Consider the following 15,191-nt stretch of genomic DNA (forward strand, 5'->3'; position numbering starts at 1 on the left):
TCAGGCCGTCTGACCTGCGGTTTCGCGGGTCACGTCGGCCGTCTGTCCGCACCCGGTCCGCAGGCCGCCGAGCACGGCGTCCATGACGGTCCGGGTGCGGTCTTCTTCCCCCGGCCAGAGGTGCGCGTAGGTCCGCAGAGTGATGACCGCGGACGCATGGCCGAGAACGAGCTGAACCTGCTTGACACTTGCCCCGCCGGCGATCAGCGCGGAGGCGAAGAAGTGCCGCAGGTCATGGGTCACCATGTGCGGCAGCTCGACGGGCTTTCGGCCCTCACGCTCGGCCGCCTCGCTCTCCGCCACTTGGAGCGCCTTACGGGCGCAGTTCCATTCGGTCTTCCAGCGGCGGTAGTTGAGGGGTTCGTACTCCTCCATGGTGAACAGCCACTCCTTGGAGGGGCGTGCGGCGAGATGCGCGAGGAGTGCGTCGGTGACGACCTCCCCGACCGGAACCGTGCGCCGGGATTTGCCGGTCTTCGGCGGGCCGATCAGACCGGACTGGAGACGCTGCCGCTCAACGCGGAGAGTGCCGTTCTTGAAGTCGATGTCCGAGACCTTCAGCCCGAGCAACTCGCCTATGCGCAACCCCGATCCGGCGAGGACGACGATCGCCGCCCGGATATAGGGCGGCGTGAGGCCGACCATCTCCTCGACCTGCGCGACGGTGGGCGGCGTGATCTCGTCGTCCGGGATGGGCGGAAGGGTGATCCGCTTGCACGGCGTCACGGGGATGACCTTGTCCTCGACGGCGGCCGTCATGACGCGAACGAGGACGTCGTAGACGTTGCGGACGCTGCCGGGCCCCAGCTGCTCGGAGAGCTTCTTGAACAGGGCTTGGATGTGGCTGCGGCGCAGGGACGCCATCGCGTATGAGCCGAGCGCGGGTATGAGGTGAACTCGCAGCGCGTTGTCGGTGATACGCGTCCCCGCCTCACCGGCGATCAGCTCCCCCTCCCACTTGGCCGCGTACTTCTCGAACGAGATCTTCCCCGCACGCGGGTCGACGTACAGGCCGGTGACCATGCTGGTCGTGACCTCGTCGAGCCAGCGCTGGGCGTCTAGCTTCCGGTCGAAGTGGCGGGCGTGCTCCTTGCCGTCAAGGTCGCGGTAGCGGGCGCGCCACTTGCCATTGGGGCGCTTCTGGATGTTGGCCAAGTCGGTTCTCCCTTGGGTTGGTTATCAGTAGTAGCCGCCGCTCTCGATGTACTCGGTGAGGGCGCGGGCGTCGCGCTCGTCGCCCATGAGACGAAGGCACTGCTGGTGGATGGCGCGCGAGCTGTCGGGGTGGGCCTGGATGTGCTCGACCGTCGCGACGACGGCGTGATGGAGACGGTCCTGCGCGTCGCGGGACTCGTAGAACGCTTCGACGGCTTCCTGGACGAGGCGCCGCCCGTCCATGTCGATGCCTTCGAGCGGCGGGGACATCAACTCTTCGAGGGGGAGCTCGAAGACTCTGGCGAAGGCAAGGGCCTCGTCGAGGTTGATGCGACGGCGCGGCTCGCCGTTCTCGATGCGCCAGACCGCGGTCTGGTTCATCTTCACGCCAGCCTTGGTCACCCGCTCCGCCAGTTCGGTGGTGCTCCAGCCCCGCACTTCCCGCTCCAGCGCCACACGCGCGGCGGCGTTCCCCTCGCTGTACAGCAGGGGCACCTCCGCGCCACCTGCCTTGTCGTCTGCCATTGCTCTCCCATCCTCACCATCACTACCCCAATTGAAACATGAGCTTCCCGATTTGGTTAATCACCGATCGCCTGGTAGAGATTATGCAGATCGATTCACTGCCTAGTCAGATGGGAAACTGCATGGCGCGATACCTGACCACTGCCGAGGTTGCCGAGCGCTACCGCACGGCCGAGAGCACGGTTCGCTATTGGCGGCAGATCGGGAAAGGCCCGCGCGGCGTCAAGATCGGGAAGCGGGTGCTGTACCCGGAAGCGGAGTTGCTCCGCTACGAGGCGGCGCTGGCCGAGGGCCGGGACGAGTGGGGCCTCGCCGCATGAGGCACCGACAGTGCCGGACATGGCAGCGGCCCCCGGCGAGCCAACGCCGAGGGCCGGAGATTCCCCATCTGATCGCCCATCCCTGAACGAACGAGCCGGTGAGAGGCGGGACCTTGCCCGTCCTGCCCATCACCAGAGAGGAACGTCTATGGAGGACGCTACGTCCCCCACTGCTTCGAGCACATTCCCCAAAGCTGTCTGGCCACCGGTGGCGATCCCCGGCCAGATGAGTATTCCCGACAGCGGTCTCAGCAGCGTGGACCAGCACGGTCCCGAGCCGGAGACCGACCGGCACCGTCCCACCCGCGTGGGGACCGAAGACCGACCCCGAGAAGAGGCCGGTCCCCAAGTACCGGAAGTCGGAGACCGGATATCGGCAACAGCCGAGAACGCGCAGGCCAGCGGCTTGGGGACCGGTCCCCAACTCGTTGGGACCGCGCTCGGGGACCGTGATGGGGACGGTCCCCGCCGGTCACCGGGGACCGACGGCGGGTCGGGGACCGGAGACCGGCAAGGCGCCATAGATCCGGTCGCTGGTGACGGTGCCGCGCTGCTGGACGAACTGCGCGCGGCGATCGGCCGGTACACGGTGCTGCCGAGTGAGGAGGCTCTGACGGCGGTCACCTTGTGGGTGGCCGCCACCCACATCCAGCCCGCGCTGCAGCACGCGCCACGCCTCGCGGTCGTGTCAGCCACCAAGGGGAGCGGCAAATCCCGGGTTCTGGACGTGCTCCACGAGACCGTCCACCAGCCGATGATGACGGTGAACACCTCACCGGCAGTGATCTTCCGGGTCATCGGCAAGAACCCGCCGACGCTACTGGTGGACGAGGCCGACACCATCTTCGGCCCCAAGGCGGGCGAGAAGGAGGACCTGCGCGGCCTGCTGAACGCCGGCCACCAGCGCAACCGGCCCGCCTGGCGCATCTCCGGCCCGGAGCACAAGCCGACCGCGTTCCCCACCTTCGCCATGGCCGCGCTGGCCGGGATCGGCGATCTACCGGACACGATCATGGACCGGGCGGTCGTGATCCGCATACAGAAGCGCAAACCGGGCGAACGGCTTACCCCATTCCGCTCCCGGTACGCCGTGCCCGAACTGAACGCGCTGCGCGACCAGCTGGCCGCGTGGCTGATCCCGCTGCGTGACGCCGCATCCTGTCTGGTGCCAGCGATGCCGGTTGAGGACCGGGCCGCGGATACCTGGGAGCCGCTGGTCATCGTCGCCGAGCTGGCCGGCGGCCACTGGCCCGCGAGCGCGCGGGCGGCCTGCCTGGCGATGACCGGGAACGAGGCCGTCCAGGACGAGGAACGCGACCTGAAGAAGCGGCTGCTGCGCGACATCCACCGCGTCTTCGAGCGGGCGGGCAGCCCCGATGTGCTGAGCACTCAGAGTCTGCTCGCCGCCCTCCATGAGGATGCCGAGTCCCCGTGGCCGGAGTACGGCACCAAGGGTCTGACCGCCTACCATCTGTCCACTCTGCTGCGGGAGTTCGGCATCAGTCCGGCCAACCATCGCTTCGACAAGGGCAAGCAGGCCAAGGCGTACGCCCGTAACAGGTTCCTCGACGCCTGGGAGCGGCACATCCCCGCCCCCGCCCAGCAACCGGCGCCCCTGCCCGAGCGGCCCTCGCCCGCGTCTGCGGCCCAGCGCAAGCCGCCCGCTCCCCCGGCGGGATCCTTGCCCGTCGGCCAGCCCGGCGGTATCGCCGGTCCCGGCCGCGCCCGCTGACCCACTGGGTCCGTCTCGCTCCGTCCCGTCCGTCCCCGCGCAGGTCAGCGCGGGGACGGACTCCCTTGCCGGGACGGACGTCCCCGTACCTGCGCCCACATCCGTACCTGCCCTGACCAGCCCTGCGACGAACGGGACGGATGTGACACAGCCCTGCCCACACACCACCGGAGCACCATCCATGCACGACAACGGCAACAACCGCACCTCCACCCGTCGCCGCAGGGGGCTGTTCCGCCTGGCCCACCGAACAGCAGCAAGCTGGAGCGAACGAGCCCCTAACGGGGCTTCGTTCGCGCTTGCCCCCGCCCCAGGGGTGGCGGAGGACGAGAGGGCCGGGCGCCAGCGGGCGCCCGAGCCCGGGGAGGGGTGGGCCGAGCCCAACACCGTGCCTGCCGCCGACAGTACCGAGCAGCCCGCTGCCGACTCCGCGACCCCGCACACCGAGCCGCCCGCCGATACCCGACCGCCCGTCGAACAGCCCTCGTGGCGTGAGCCCGACGCCCCCGATCTGCCCGCGCGGATGAACCGCAAGCGCACCACCGAGAAACGCGATCAGGAGAAGAAGATCCGCTTCACCCCGTCCGCTGTCCGCATCATCGACGAGGCAGCCAGGCGGCGCGGTCAGAAGTTCGCCAGCTTCGTCGGCGACGCCGCCCTCGCGGTCGCGCTCGGCAAGGCGAACATGCTGGGCAGCCCGGAGGACGATCCCCGCCGCCCGCAGGTGGAAGCCGTAGAAGCACACACCAAGGCGTTGAACCGAATCGGTACGAACCTCAACCAGATCATGGGCGCCATCCACTCCGGCGCGATACCCGAAGGCGCCGAGGCAGCCCTCGACCGCATCGAGCAGGCAGCCGAGGCCAGTTACCGGCTGATGGACCAGCTCCTGGCAGAAGGCGGCAGCCATGGTGCCTGATGTATCCACCGGCTCCGACACCCTCGGCCTGATCAACTACCTCTTCGGCAAGGGTCGGCGTGACGAGCACACCGACCCTCACATCGTTGCTGCCTGGGACATGGCCGGTGCCCCCGACCCCGGCCGCGACCCCACCGCCACCTACACAGGGCTCGCCCGGCGCCTGGACCACCACGTCGACCTGCGCACCCGCGAACTCGGCACCAAGCCCCCGCAGCACGTGTGGCACTGCCCGGTCCGCACCGCCCCCGGCGACCGTTACCTCACCGACGCCGACTGGGCCGAGGTCGCCCGCCGCATCGTGGCCGCCACCGGCATCGCCCCCGAGGGAGACGAAAAGGCATGCCGGTGGATCGCGGTGCGGCACGCAGACGACCACATCCACATCCTCGCCACCACCATCCGCGCCGACGGCCGACGCCCACGCACGAACCGCGACGGCTGGCGGGCTCAGAAGGAATGCCGAAGGATCGAGGCCGAGTTCGGGCTCCGCCGGCTCAAGTCCGGTGACCTCACCGCACCCAAGACGCCCACCGGCGCCGAGCGCGCCAAGGCCGAACGCCAAGGGCAGGAGGTGACCGCGCGGGAGTGGCTGCGCGAGCAGGCGTACGCGGTCGCCGCCGCCGTACGCAGCATCGACGACTACTTCACCGTCCTCACCTCGCTCGGCATCCAGGTCAAGACCCGCATCGGCCCCGAGACCGGCGAGGTGACCGGCTACAGCCTGGCTGCCCCCGGCGACACCATCTGGTTCGGCGGCTCCAAACTCGCGCCCGACCTATCTTTCAACCGCCTGTGCGAACGCCTACCCGCCCAGGACGTGGCCGACCGACCACAGCCGGTGGCGGATCCAGCCGACTCGTGGCGCCGTACTGAATCCGCCGTGTACACCGCCACTACCGTTCTCGATTCGGGTGACGACGCCGTGGCCCAGGGCCACCTGGAAGCCTTCGGTGAGACCCTGCATAACCTGGCCCGCGTCACACCAGGCCCGCACCAGGCCGAACTGCAGGCGGCAGCAAGGGCGTTCAGCCGGGCACGCCGCTCGGTGATCCGCGCGGACCATCAGGCCGCCAGCGAACTGCGCCAGGCCGCCAAGGAACTCGCCTACGCCCCCAACATTCCGGGCGGACTCGCCATCGCCCTGCTCTTCACCGCCGTGCACCTGGCTCGCGCCGCGGCCAAGTGGCACGAGCAGCGCGGTCACGAGCAGCAGGCCGCCGCAGCCGAGCAAGCGTTCCGCCACCTGCAGGCGACCTACCGCGAAGTCGCCGAACCGGCCCTGGCGGATCTCGCCCGCCGAGCGCCCCGCCCCCAGACCGTCCAACGCTTTGAGGCCACCGTGCGCCAAGCCGTCCCCGACCACGCCGACCGCATCCTCGCCGACCCTGCCTGGCCTGCCCTGACCACCACCCTCGCCCGCGCCGAAACCGCCGGCCATCGCCCCCGCCGCCTCCTGGCCGAGGCCGCCGCCGAACGCGAACTCGACACCGCCGACAACCCCGCCCAGGTGCTGATCTGGCGTATCACCGCGCAACCCAGCCAGCGCCGGGAAGCTGCCACGGCACAAACCGCCACAACACCCCGATCTCCTCGGCGCCGAGAGGCTACTTCCACGAACGCCCTTGTCGAAGGAGGCAAGGTGCACCAGCCGCGACGCTGATGACGCGACGAGGCACCCGCTCTCTCGTCGAAATGACATCCTGGAAGCTGCACTGGCGAAAGGGAGTTCGGCTCATGCAATGGACCGTCCACGGCGAACGGCAGATCTACAGCAACCCCTGGGTCAACCTGTGGCTCGTGGATGTCCAGCAGCCCGACGGCCGTCGCTGGGAACACCACGTCGTACGCATGCGGCACCTGGCGGTGGCCGCCGTGGTCGACGACCAGAAGCGGGTGCTGATGATGTGGCGCCACCGCTTCATCACCGACACCTGGGGCTGGGAACTCCCCATGGGTCTGATCGAGGCGGACGAGACACCGGAGCAGGCCGCCGCCCGAGAGGTCGAGGAGGAGACCGGCTGGCGGGTGGAGGCGGTCAAACCCCTGGTGTACGCCCAGCCGGCGAACGGCATCACCGACTCCGAGCACCACGTCTTCCGCGCGGACACCGCCACGTACATCGGCCCGCCGACCGAGAAGAACGAGGCGGACCGCATCGAATGGATCCCCCTCTCGGAGATCCGCGGAATGATCGACCGCCGCGAGATCGTCAGCAGCGGCAGCCTGGTCGGCCTGCTCTACCTCCTACTCGACGAGGCCACCAGGACCGACAGATAGGGACCCGCCTATCGGATCAGGTCCTACCTGGCGTCGGGTGTGACTGGTCGAGATAGATGTCACCAGAGTGGTGTCCCGTCGCAAATGATCTGGTCCGTGGCCAGGGCTGTGACCTGCGGCGACCAGATGGATTGGGACGCCGGGATGGCGGTTTTCTCAGGTGATCTGGTCCCGCAGGCGGGAATGCTGGTCGTCGTCTCAGCCGATCTGGTCCTGCGGAGACGGGGCTGAGTGATACCAGCTTGGGTGCAGATCTTTTGAGGATGTCTGGCACGAGCGTGACCTGCGGGTTCTTGACGTCCCACGGCTACACCACGTCGGTGGCGCCGGGCCATACGGTGCCGACACAGGCGAATGAGTGCCGGGGAGACAGGCGGGCCGGTCGGCCGCGAGGGCTCCGGCGCAGCGATGGACTCAATCCGTACAAAATCGCAGATGAATCAAACCCTCAAAGGATCTGCACCCGATCGCGTTGAGCAACGGGCGTCGGCTCGCAGTGGGCTTCAGCGGGTGCTTAGGGGTGAAGCCGTGGATGCCGAGGTAGGCATACAGCGGGGTGCCACGGGCGGTGCCACAGGCGCGAGGCCAGCCAGGGCCTGAGGCCGCCAGGGAGCCGCACTGGGTGCCGTGACTGCAATGCTTCGTTCGCGTATCTGCCGCGGGCTCCGGCCGCATCTCGATCACCGGTTGATGTACAGCCGACCGGGGCGGTCACTGTGCTGAGCTACTGTGTCATTCCCTATGAACGAGACCGGTGTAACCGATGACGATGAGGGTTGTCAACATGTAGCCCAGACCGGTGGCAATCCACACGCCGCTGACGTACAGCCAGCCCCACGAGGTGGCTCCGTTGGGACGCCAGTTCTCCACCTGACGCACATTTATGACAGGAACGAGCAGGTCGGCGGCGTACGCCGCCGGGTAGAAGCATGCATAGTCCTTCGTGCACTTCGACGCGGTAGGTGCAGGCGACAGCCTCGCGGTGTCCTTTGCGGGGACGATTGCGGTGTCGTAGTGCTGGGCCACCAACGAACCCAGAAGCACGAGAACGTAGACAGCAGCAAGCCCGGCAACCGCGCGCCATGTCTCGTAGCCGTACTTGATGGTTTTGTCCATCAGCCAGTTGAAGACCCGGCGGAGTAGGGTGAGGTCGCCGTACTTCCGCAAGTCTTGGCGACGGGCGATGGCGATATTACGGGCATCATTGTCCTGGCCGGCTTGCCGGTAAACACGGGAAAGCTGCTCGTAGGGCTGGGAGGCGAAGCTCGCTGGCTTCAGTTGGCTGGCCGTCTCGTGGTTGCAGCGAATCCATTCCAGGCGCTGTTTCCCGCTTGCCGCAGAGGGGCCACCGAAGGTCTCATATGTGAAAGCAACCAGGCGCAGTTTTCCACGCGGTGGCCAGTGGGCGTTTGGGTGATCACCGTCCCAACAGTCCACAAGTCGGTGCACCGAGGCCCGTTCCAGATCGACCAGACCGGTCACCTGCGTTGCTGGCTTCCACCGAAATTCGTGGCCGACGTGCATCCCGGGGGCCACCAACGCATTCGCAGCGTTTAGTTCAGCGGGCTCCAGTAGGATGTGGCCATTAATTCTTGCCCCAGCGAGTTTCACGGTGCCCAAGGCTTTGAAGCCGTCATTGAATAGCGCATGCCCACCGACAGTGATTCCGTCGGCAACGAGAGAATAGCTCTCAGCGTCCATGCCCGTGATCTCGGCACGGGAACAGACTAGTTGGCCGGTGATGTCAGCATCCTGAAGCCGCACCGCACCGGCAGCTTTGAACCCTCCGTGGAGGAAGACGTCGCCCCCGACCTTGATCCCGTCGGCTTCCAGAGCGTTGCCTTTGGTAGTGGATCCCGTGAGCTGGGCGCCGGAGAGGCTCAACTGCCCATCGATCACCGCGCCGTTCAAATGGACGGCGCCGCTGGCCTTGAAGTTCTCGTTGAACAGTAGGTGACCGCGCACGTGGACGAGTTCGGCGACAAGTGCACAATGCTCGGCATCCATACCGGTGAGCTGGGCGCTAGAGCAGTTTAATTGGCCGGCGATGTTCGCGCCAGTAAACCGGACTGCGCCTGCCGCCGTGAAGTTTTTGTGGAGGAAGACGTCGCTGCCAACCTTCACCCCCTCGGCGACGAGAGTGTTCCGGTTGATGTCTACACCCATCTGGGCACCAGAGCAGTTTAACTGCCCCCCGATAACTGCACCACGCAGATTCACAGCGCCGGTCGATGTGATGTCATCGAGGAGGAAATCGCCACCTACCGTCATCAGTTCGGCAAACAGCGCGTTCCCGCGGTCGTCAGTAGCCCGGAAATCAGCCGCAGAGCAGGCCAGTCGACCGATAATGTGCGCACCGCAAAGCCGCACAACGCCGGTGAGAAACCATGATCCAGAAAGATCGAATGATGCCGTGACGACGAGCATGTCGCCGGTAAGCCCCGCCAGGTTGCACCGGACAAGGCTCAGTTGAGAAGCAGTGGCGAACTTAAGATTGAGTGGTTCGGAGCAGCCCAGATAGCAGTCTTCCAGGACCAGGGGACAGCGAAGGATGGCGGACTCGAGGTCGAGAGAGCCGTCGATGCGTGCCCCACGCAGCCGCACACCCTTAGCGTGTACAGGCTCTTGCTGTACGTTGACCAACAGGTCCCGCAGCACCGCTGTAGACACGGTTCGCTCAGGCCCCCAGGTATGCATGTCTCGCCTGTCCACCACCTTCCCCGGCTCGAGGTCGAACATCTCCCCGGACACCGCGTGCCTACGCAGTTCTTCTTCCAGCGACGACCCTGAGACCCCATCTTGGCCGCCGGGTGGGTTTTGCGTCATGAGCTGACGGTATGTCCAAGATGCCTGAGTCGCGAGTGGGATCCCGCATCGCCCATGTACCGCCCTCTGAGTGCACCAAGGCCACGGCTGTCGGACAGGCGCCCTCTGCGTCCACCTGCGATTTTGTACGGATTGAGTCCATCGCTGCGCCGGAGCCCTCGCGGCCGACCGGCCCGCCTGTCTCCCCGGCACTCATTCGCCTGTGTCGGCACCGTATGGCCCGGCGCCACCGACGTGGTGTAGCCGTGGGACGTCAAGAACCCGCAGGTCACGCTCGCGCCAGACACCCTCAAAAGATCTGCAACCTACCAGCTTTGGGCGTTCAACCATGTCTGGTAGGCACCGTAGATCTTGAGCGGGCCATCGCGTCTGTCACGTACTTCCAGGAACTCGTCAAGCAGTTGGAAGAGGGTGGCGACGGCGGCAGCGTCGGCTTCTGGGGTCAGGGGATGCACGAAGCCGCCGGAAGCGAGATGCCGGATGAGAGCGGTCCAGACGAGGTTGTTGCCGTGGTTGAGGCGGACGATCAGCCATTCCCGGAAGCCGGCGTGGCTAGGACTGACGGCGTGCGAAGAGGACCGCACCTGGAACGCTCTCGTCGGGGTCGATCAGCATTTGGGCCTCGACGGTGAACCCGGCATCGCGTAGCCAGGCCGCCACTTGGTCAGGCTGGCGGCGGTGAACGTGGACGTTCATCGGGTGACCGCCGTAGCCCTGCGTCTTCAGCCTCGACTCGTCGCCGACGTGAAAGCCGAGCAGCAGTGGTCCGCCGGGACGCAACACACGCCGGAAGTGGCCGAAGACCGTGGGCACTGCTTCGCCGGGGACGTGAATCAACGACCAAAATGCGAGCAGGCCGACCACTGAAGCATCGGCGAGGTCGAGGTCCGTCATCGAGCCCACCTCGAACCGCAGGCGAGGGTGGTCACGCCGAGCCACATCGATCATCACGGATGAAAGGTCGATGCCGAAAGCGTCCACACCCAGCTCGTGCAGGTGAGCGGTGACGTGTCCAGGTCCGCAGCCCACGTCCGCCACCGGCCCACCGCCAGCGGCGTACACCAAGTCGGCGAACAGCGCCAGAGCCGCCCGAAGATACGGCGCCCCGGCCAGAGCCTCGCGTATTTGGTCGGCATAGCTGACCGCGACCGTGTCGTAGGAGGTCCGGGTGTCTACCAACCAGCGGTCCGCGTTTATGGCTCGACAGAGTAGTGCAGTGATCAGGGTGACGAACCAGATCAACTGAGATCAACAACGAATCAGACCAGGTCACTTGAGACGGAGGCCAGATCCTTCGAGACGGAACAAGTGGGGTTGCGCCCTGGGCCTTCCTCATTGGTTTGACTCGGTAGTTGTCACCACCTGAGCGACATACCTGTCACTTGGCTCGACCTGTTGCGGTTGTTGTCACCCTTGTCGACCTCCGTAGCGGCATGGGCAAACAAACGCAGTGACAGCTGGTGTGACCAGGCGACTACCCCGACCAGTCACAGCGACCGATCCGCGCATGGAAGCCATCCGTAAATATCAGACCAGGATGGGAAACTGGCGTGGTGAAGGTCGCAAACACCGAGTTCACCGGTCGCCTGGGCGCGACGGTCATCCAAGAGCTGTTCCTCGACGAGTTCGGCTGGATCCCCCGCGAGATCCTCGTCAGCGACATCGGGGCGGACTTTTACGTCGAGGTCCTCACCGAAGGACACACAACCGGCCGTCACCTCGGCGTTCAGGCCAAGAGCGGCCCGAGTATGTTCACCGAGTCTTCCGACGACGGCTGGTGGTTCCGGTTCGACGACAACCACTACCAGTACTGGCTCCACCACGACTTCCCGGTCATCGTGGTGCTCGTCAACCTGCAGATACGGCGGGCGTACTGGCAGGCGGTAACCACTGACACCGTGACATCCACCGGCGAGGGCTGGAAGATTGAGGTGCCGGCTTCCCAGGTCCTCGACAGTGGCGCCCAGGACTCGCTCGCGGCGCTCGCCGACGTCCCACGGGCGCACGGTGATTCCGCACTCGCCGCCTTCTACGACAGCCTTCACCGGCTTCCCCCCGAGGCGGTCGCCCCTCTTGCGCGCCTACACACCCAAACCGCCCGCGAGAACCTCGATGCGCGTCGGCCGGTCGAGCGGCTCGCCGCGGCGCTCGCCGACGGCCGCCACGCGCCGGACGCCTGCTGCGCGGCACTGTTGGAGCGCACCCCCCGCTGGCTCACAGGCCGTACGAAGGATGATCCCCGCTGGCAGGGCCCCGTTGAGCACGAAGTCTGGTGCGCGATCGGCGGATACGCCAACGACCACGACCGGCCCGCGCGGGCCGGCGCCGCGTTCCGCTTCGCCGCTGACGCAGGCGCCGTCCCTGAGGGACACTGGCGGGCCATCGGCGGGATCTTCGAGATGACCGCAGGCCAGCCCCAGGCCGAGCAGACCCTCCGCGCAGCCCGGGAGATGGACGGTGGGCAGGTCCTAGCCGACATCGCTCTCGCAGTGCTGGCCCATCAGGACAAGAGCGGACCGGTTCCGATTCCGGCGAGCCTGGCTCCGCAGAACATCCAGGCATGGGGTAACTCGCCGACGGCGCACCTGTTCCTCGGCGACCAGTGTGCCGTGCGACGCGATCATGACCAAGCGCTGGTTCACTACGAGGCGGCGCTGTCACGCTCTCCCGGTAGCTCAACCGCGCAGGTCCTCATGGCCAAGATGCTCCTTGCCCGCCTGAGCACGCACAAGTCACCGGGACGGGATCGCGATCTTCGCCGCGCATCGCGCCTGGCCGAGGCGGCCAGAGCAGACCGCCGCCGCTGGGACGGGCCGAGCGAGGTCGCCGCCGAAGTGCTCCTTCAGGCCCGGATCCTGCAGTCCGACGTAGATGCGGCATTGGCGGTCGCGTGCCCTGGCCCCGAGGGCGAGGCCACCGACCGGGAGGCCGCATCTGCCCGTCTGACCGCCGTCGGGGCCCGCATCGCCTACCAAGCCGGGCAGCTTGAGGCCGGAGCCAACCTCGCCGCCGCATCAACCGCCGCCACCCCGCTCTACGCTGCGGAGCTGGCTGCCGCCCGGGCGGACGCGACCGGTGCCACGGACGACGAGCGCCGCCGTCTGTGGACGGAGGCGTTGACCGCAGCAGAGACCGACGAGCAGCGTTTCGTCGCCGTGCAGCGCCTTACTCAGCTCGGCGAGTGGCCGATCCCTGCACTGGAGGACTTCCGCGCAGCCGACCTCATCGCACCGGACGTCCACGCCGTTATGGCGGCCAAGGCCCACGAGCGGCGGGGCGACCTGGCCGAGGCCGCGCGTCAGCTACGTCCGCACCAACACTCCAGCGTGTTCGCCGTCACCGCGCTGGCCGACATCCTGGAAGGCGACGGAAAGCCGCACGAGGCCGCTGCCGTGCTGAAGCAGGCAGCGGGACGCCTTTCCGACCTGAACCTCGACCTGAAGTCACTGGACATCCTGCACCGGGCCGGGGACACCGAAGCGGCCGAGCGACAGGCGCTGCTGCTCCTGGCTCGCCCCGGGCTGCCCCGAGCGATGCGCCTGCGGCTCCACTACAACCTGATGCGGCACGCGAACCAGGCCAAGGACTGGGCCACAGCCGGCGAACACGCCGAGAACGGGCTCGACGAGATCCTCCAGGCCGAACCCGACACCGACGCCGCAGCACTGGTCCACCACGATACGATGGCCTTGGAATTCGCCTGGGGCAAGGTGGGCTTTCTGTACAACATGCGCCTGTGGGACAAGGCGTGGGCAGCCTGGGACCGCTACCAGCCAGAGCCGACCAACATGCAAGAGGCGCTCATCTGGATCCACCTGTTGCGACGCCAACCCTGGACGGAGCGGAACATCGGCGCGCTGCTGGACCTGCGCGCGAAGTTCGCGGACGACGACGAGGTCAGCACCCAGGCGCTGGACTCCGTCAACCGCGCACTGGCCGTCGCCAACGACCCGGAAAGCGCCCAGTGGGGAGCGCTCTGGTCCGAGGAACTGCCGCCCGAGACTCTCACGGATTTGCGCTCGCTGGCCGCTCGGGCCATGGACGATTACCAGGCACGCCACCCCAACGGCGGCCTCACCACCGTGGCCGGCATCCCGGACGCCGAGACACTGCGCGCCCTTCTCACGGCCGCGGAGGTCCGGACGCAGGCACATCATCAGATCTGCCAGGCCATCCGCGATGGTGACGCGGTCCTCGGCCTGGCCGCCAGCAGCATCGAGGGCCTCTACACCCAGTCCCTCATCCAGCGAGCCGCCGGGATGCTTCCCGCCTGCAGCACTGACCCCGCCGTCAACGAGGCCGAGTGCCTCGCCGCCGACCAGGCCCTTGACGGCACCGTCGTCCTCGACCCCAGCGTCCTGGTTATCACAGCGCTGCTCCCCGGTCGCTGGGACGCACTGCGCGCCCACTTCACCACCGTGCAACTGCCTGATGTATGCATGGACGACATCCTTCGCACCGAGGAGAACATCGGCCGGCTCCTCGCCTCCAGCTTCACCGCTGGCCTCGCCGCGAACGACTCCACCGTCGAGACCACCACGCTCACCACCGCCGCCAAGCAGCACCTATCCGCCCAGATCGGCGCCGTCGTCAGCGCTGCCTCGGCCGTCACTCTGGTCCCGGTCACGGAACTCACCGCAGTGGAAGCCGCGTTCAGCGGCGGCGACCTCCCCGGCCCCGACGTAGCGACGCTCCGCCTGCAGGTCGAGGGGCCCTGGGCCGCCCCGCTCGAGCTGGCTCTCAGCAAGCGCCTGCCGTTGTGGTCCGACGACGGGTTCATGCGTGAGACCGCCCGCACCGCCGGCATCCCCGCCTTCGGCACGGTCGCCCTCACCCACACGCTCGTCAAGCAGGACCGTCTCCCCGACGCCCGCGAGGACGACAACGTCCGTCTTCTGAGAGCGTTCGTCGTCGACATCCCACTCGAACCCGACTTCGCACTCAGCCAGGCCGAGGCCGAGGGCTGGCGCACCGGGAGCGTTGCGGCAGCACTCAGCCGCCCCGCGCCATGGCATCGCTCGGACACCCTCGCGACATGGGCTCAGATTGCCTCCGCTGTCGCCAGCCACGCGCCTGAGCAGCTTGCCCCGTGGCTCTTCCTGGCCTCGCAAGGGGCAGGCGCCACCGGAGCAGATGCCTACAAAACGCTGGCACAGATCCTCACAGCCGGGGTAACCGCTTCCGGAACCGCTACGAAGTCCACCGCGCCGCTGACAGCGGCGAGTGCCGAAGCCGCCCGCGTGTGCGGGCTCAACGCCGGCCTATGGGCAGCAGCCGTCCGCGACGAGCTAGCTAGCGTTGTCGCCGACAGCCAGTCCAAGCACCTGAGCGCAGCAGACATCGAACAGATCATCTCCCAACTCATCCAGGGAGCCTGATCCGGCAGCCGTCCTTCGCTGATCCCGAGGGCACCTTCCGGTCCTTCTAGGACCTC

General features: G+C 67.3%; 11 protein-coding genes. 6 read left to right on the plus strand and 5 right to left on the minus strand.

What is annotated here, in order from left to right; genetic code table 11:
• On the minus strand, window positions 1–1,155 hold the full coding sequence (locus ACIBK6_RS26355; protein WP_399053821.1) for a tyrosine-type recombinase/integrase: 1,155 nt from the start codon (window positions 1,153–1,155) through the stop codon (window positions 1–3).
• A gap of 24 nt (window positions 1,156–1,179) precedes the next feature.
• Window positions 1,180–1,680 (minus strand): helix-turn-helix transcriptional regulator, encoded by a 501-nt coding sequence (locus tag ACIBK6_RS26360; protein ID WP_399053822.1) that lies wholly within the window; start codon window positions 1,678–1,680, stop codon window positions 1,180–1,182.
• Between the two features lie 122 nt (window positions 1,681–1,802).
• On the opposite strand from ACIBK6_RS26360, the gene ACIBK6_RS26365 reads away from it, so the two are divergent.
• From ACIBK6_RS26365 to ACIBK6_RS26385, 5 genes are all read left to right on the plus strand, one after another.
• A complete protein-coding gene (locus tag ACIBK6_RS26365; protein ID WP_399053823.1) occupies window positions 1,803–2,000 on the plus strand; it encodes a helix-turn-helix transcriptional regulator in 198 nt (65 codons plus the stop codon).
• Window positions 2,001–2,226: 226 nt separating this feature from the next.
• Entirely contained in the window at window positions 2,227–3,732 is a 1,506-nt protein-coding gene (locus ACIBK6_RS26370; protein WP_399053824.1) for a DUF3631 domain-containing protein, read from the plus strand.
• Window positions 3,733–3,913: 181 nt separating this feature from the next.
• Window positions 3,914–4,651 (plus strand): hypothetical protein, encoded by a 738-nt coding sequence (locus tag ACIBK6_RS26375; RefSeq protein WP_399053825.1) that lies wholly within the window; start codon window positions 3,914–3,916, stop codon window positions 4,649–4,651.
• A complete protein-coding gene (locus ACIBK6_RS26380) occupies window positions 4,641–6,314 on the plus strand; it encodes a relaxase/mobilization nuclease domain-containing protein (RefSeq protein WP_399053826.1) in 1,674 nt (557 codons plus the stop codon). The genes ACIBK6_RS26375 and ACIBK6_RS26380 overlap by 11 nt, the downstream gene beginning before the upstream one ends.
• A 74-nt stretch (window positions 6,315–6,388) precedes the next feature.
• Complete coding sequence (locus tag ACIBK6_RS26385) at window positions 6,389–6,931, plus strand: NUDIX hydrolase (protein ID WP_399053827.1); 543 nt, start codon at window positions 6,389–6,391, stop codon at window positions 6,929–6,931.
• A gap of 732 nt (window positions 6,932–7,663) precedes the next feature.
• Here ACIBK6_RS26385 and ACIBK6_RS26390 read toward each other — a convergent pair.
• From ACIBK6_RS26390 to ACIBK6_RS26400, 3 genes are all read right to left on the minus strand, one after another.
• Complete coding sequence (locus ACIBK6_RS26390; RefSeq protein WP_399053828.1) at window positions 7,664–9,757, minus strand: hypothetical protein; 2,094 nt, start codon at window positions 9,755–9,757, stop codon at window positions 7,664–7,666.
• 305 nt (window positions 9,758–10,062) lie between these two features.
• Complete coding sequence (locus ACIBK6_RS26395) at window positions 10,063–10,341, minus strand: hypothetical protein (protein WP_399053829.1); 279 nt, start codon at window positions 10,339–10,341, stop codon at window positions 10,063–10,065.
• Entirely contained in the window at window positions 10,310–10,954 is a 645-nt protein-coding gene (locus ACIBK6_RS26400; RefSeq protein WP_399053985.1) for a class I SAM-dependent DNA methyltransferase, read from the minus strand. The genes ACIBK6_RS26395 and ACIBK6_RS26400 overlap by 32 nt, the downstream gene beginning before the upstream one ends.
• A 353-nt stretch (window positions 10,955–11,307) precedes the next feature.
• Between ACIBK6_RS26400 and ACIBK6_RS26405 the strand changes: the two genes are divergently transcribed.
• The gene (locus ACIBK6_RS26405; RefSeq protein WP_399053830.1) at window positions 11,308–15,135 is read left to right on the plus strand and encodes a DUF4365 domain-containing protein; all 3,828 of its coding nucleotides are present in this window, start codon (window positions 11,308–11,310) and stop codon (window positions 15,133–15,135) included.
• The last annotated feature ends 56 nt before the right edge of the window (window positions 15,136–15,191 follow it).

The sequence above is a fragment of the Streptomyces sp. NPDC050485 genome (assembly GCF_044458185.1).
Classification (GTDB): domain Bacteria; phylum Actinomycetota; class Actinomycetes; order Streptomycetales; family Streptomycetaceae; genus Streptomyces.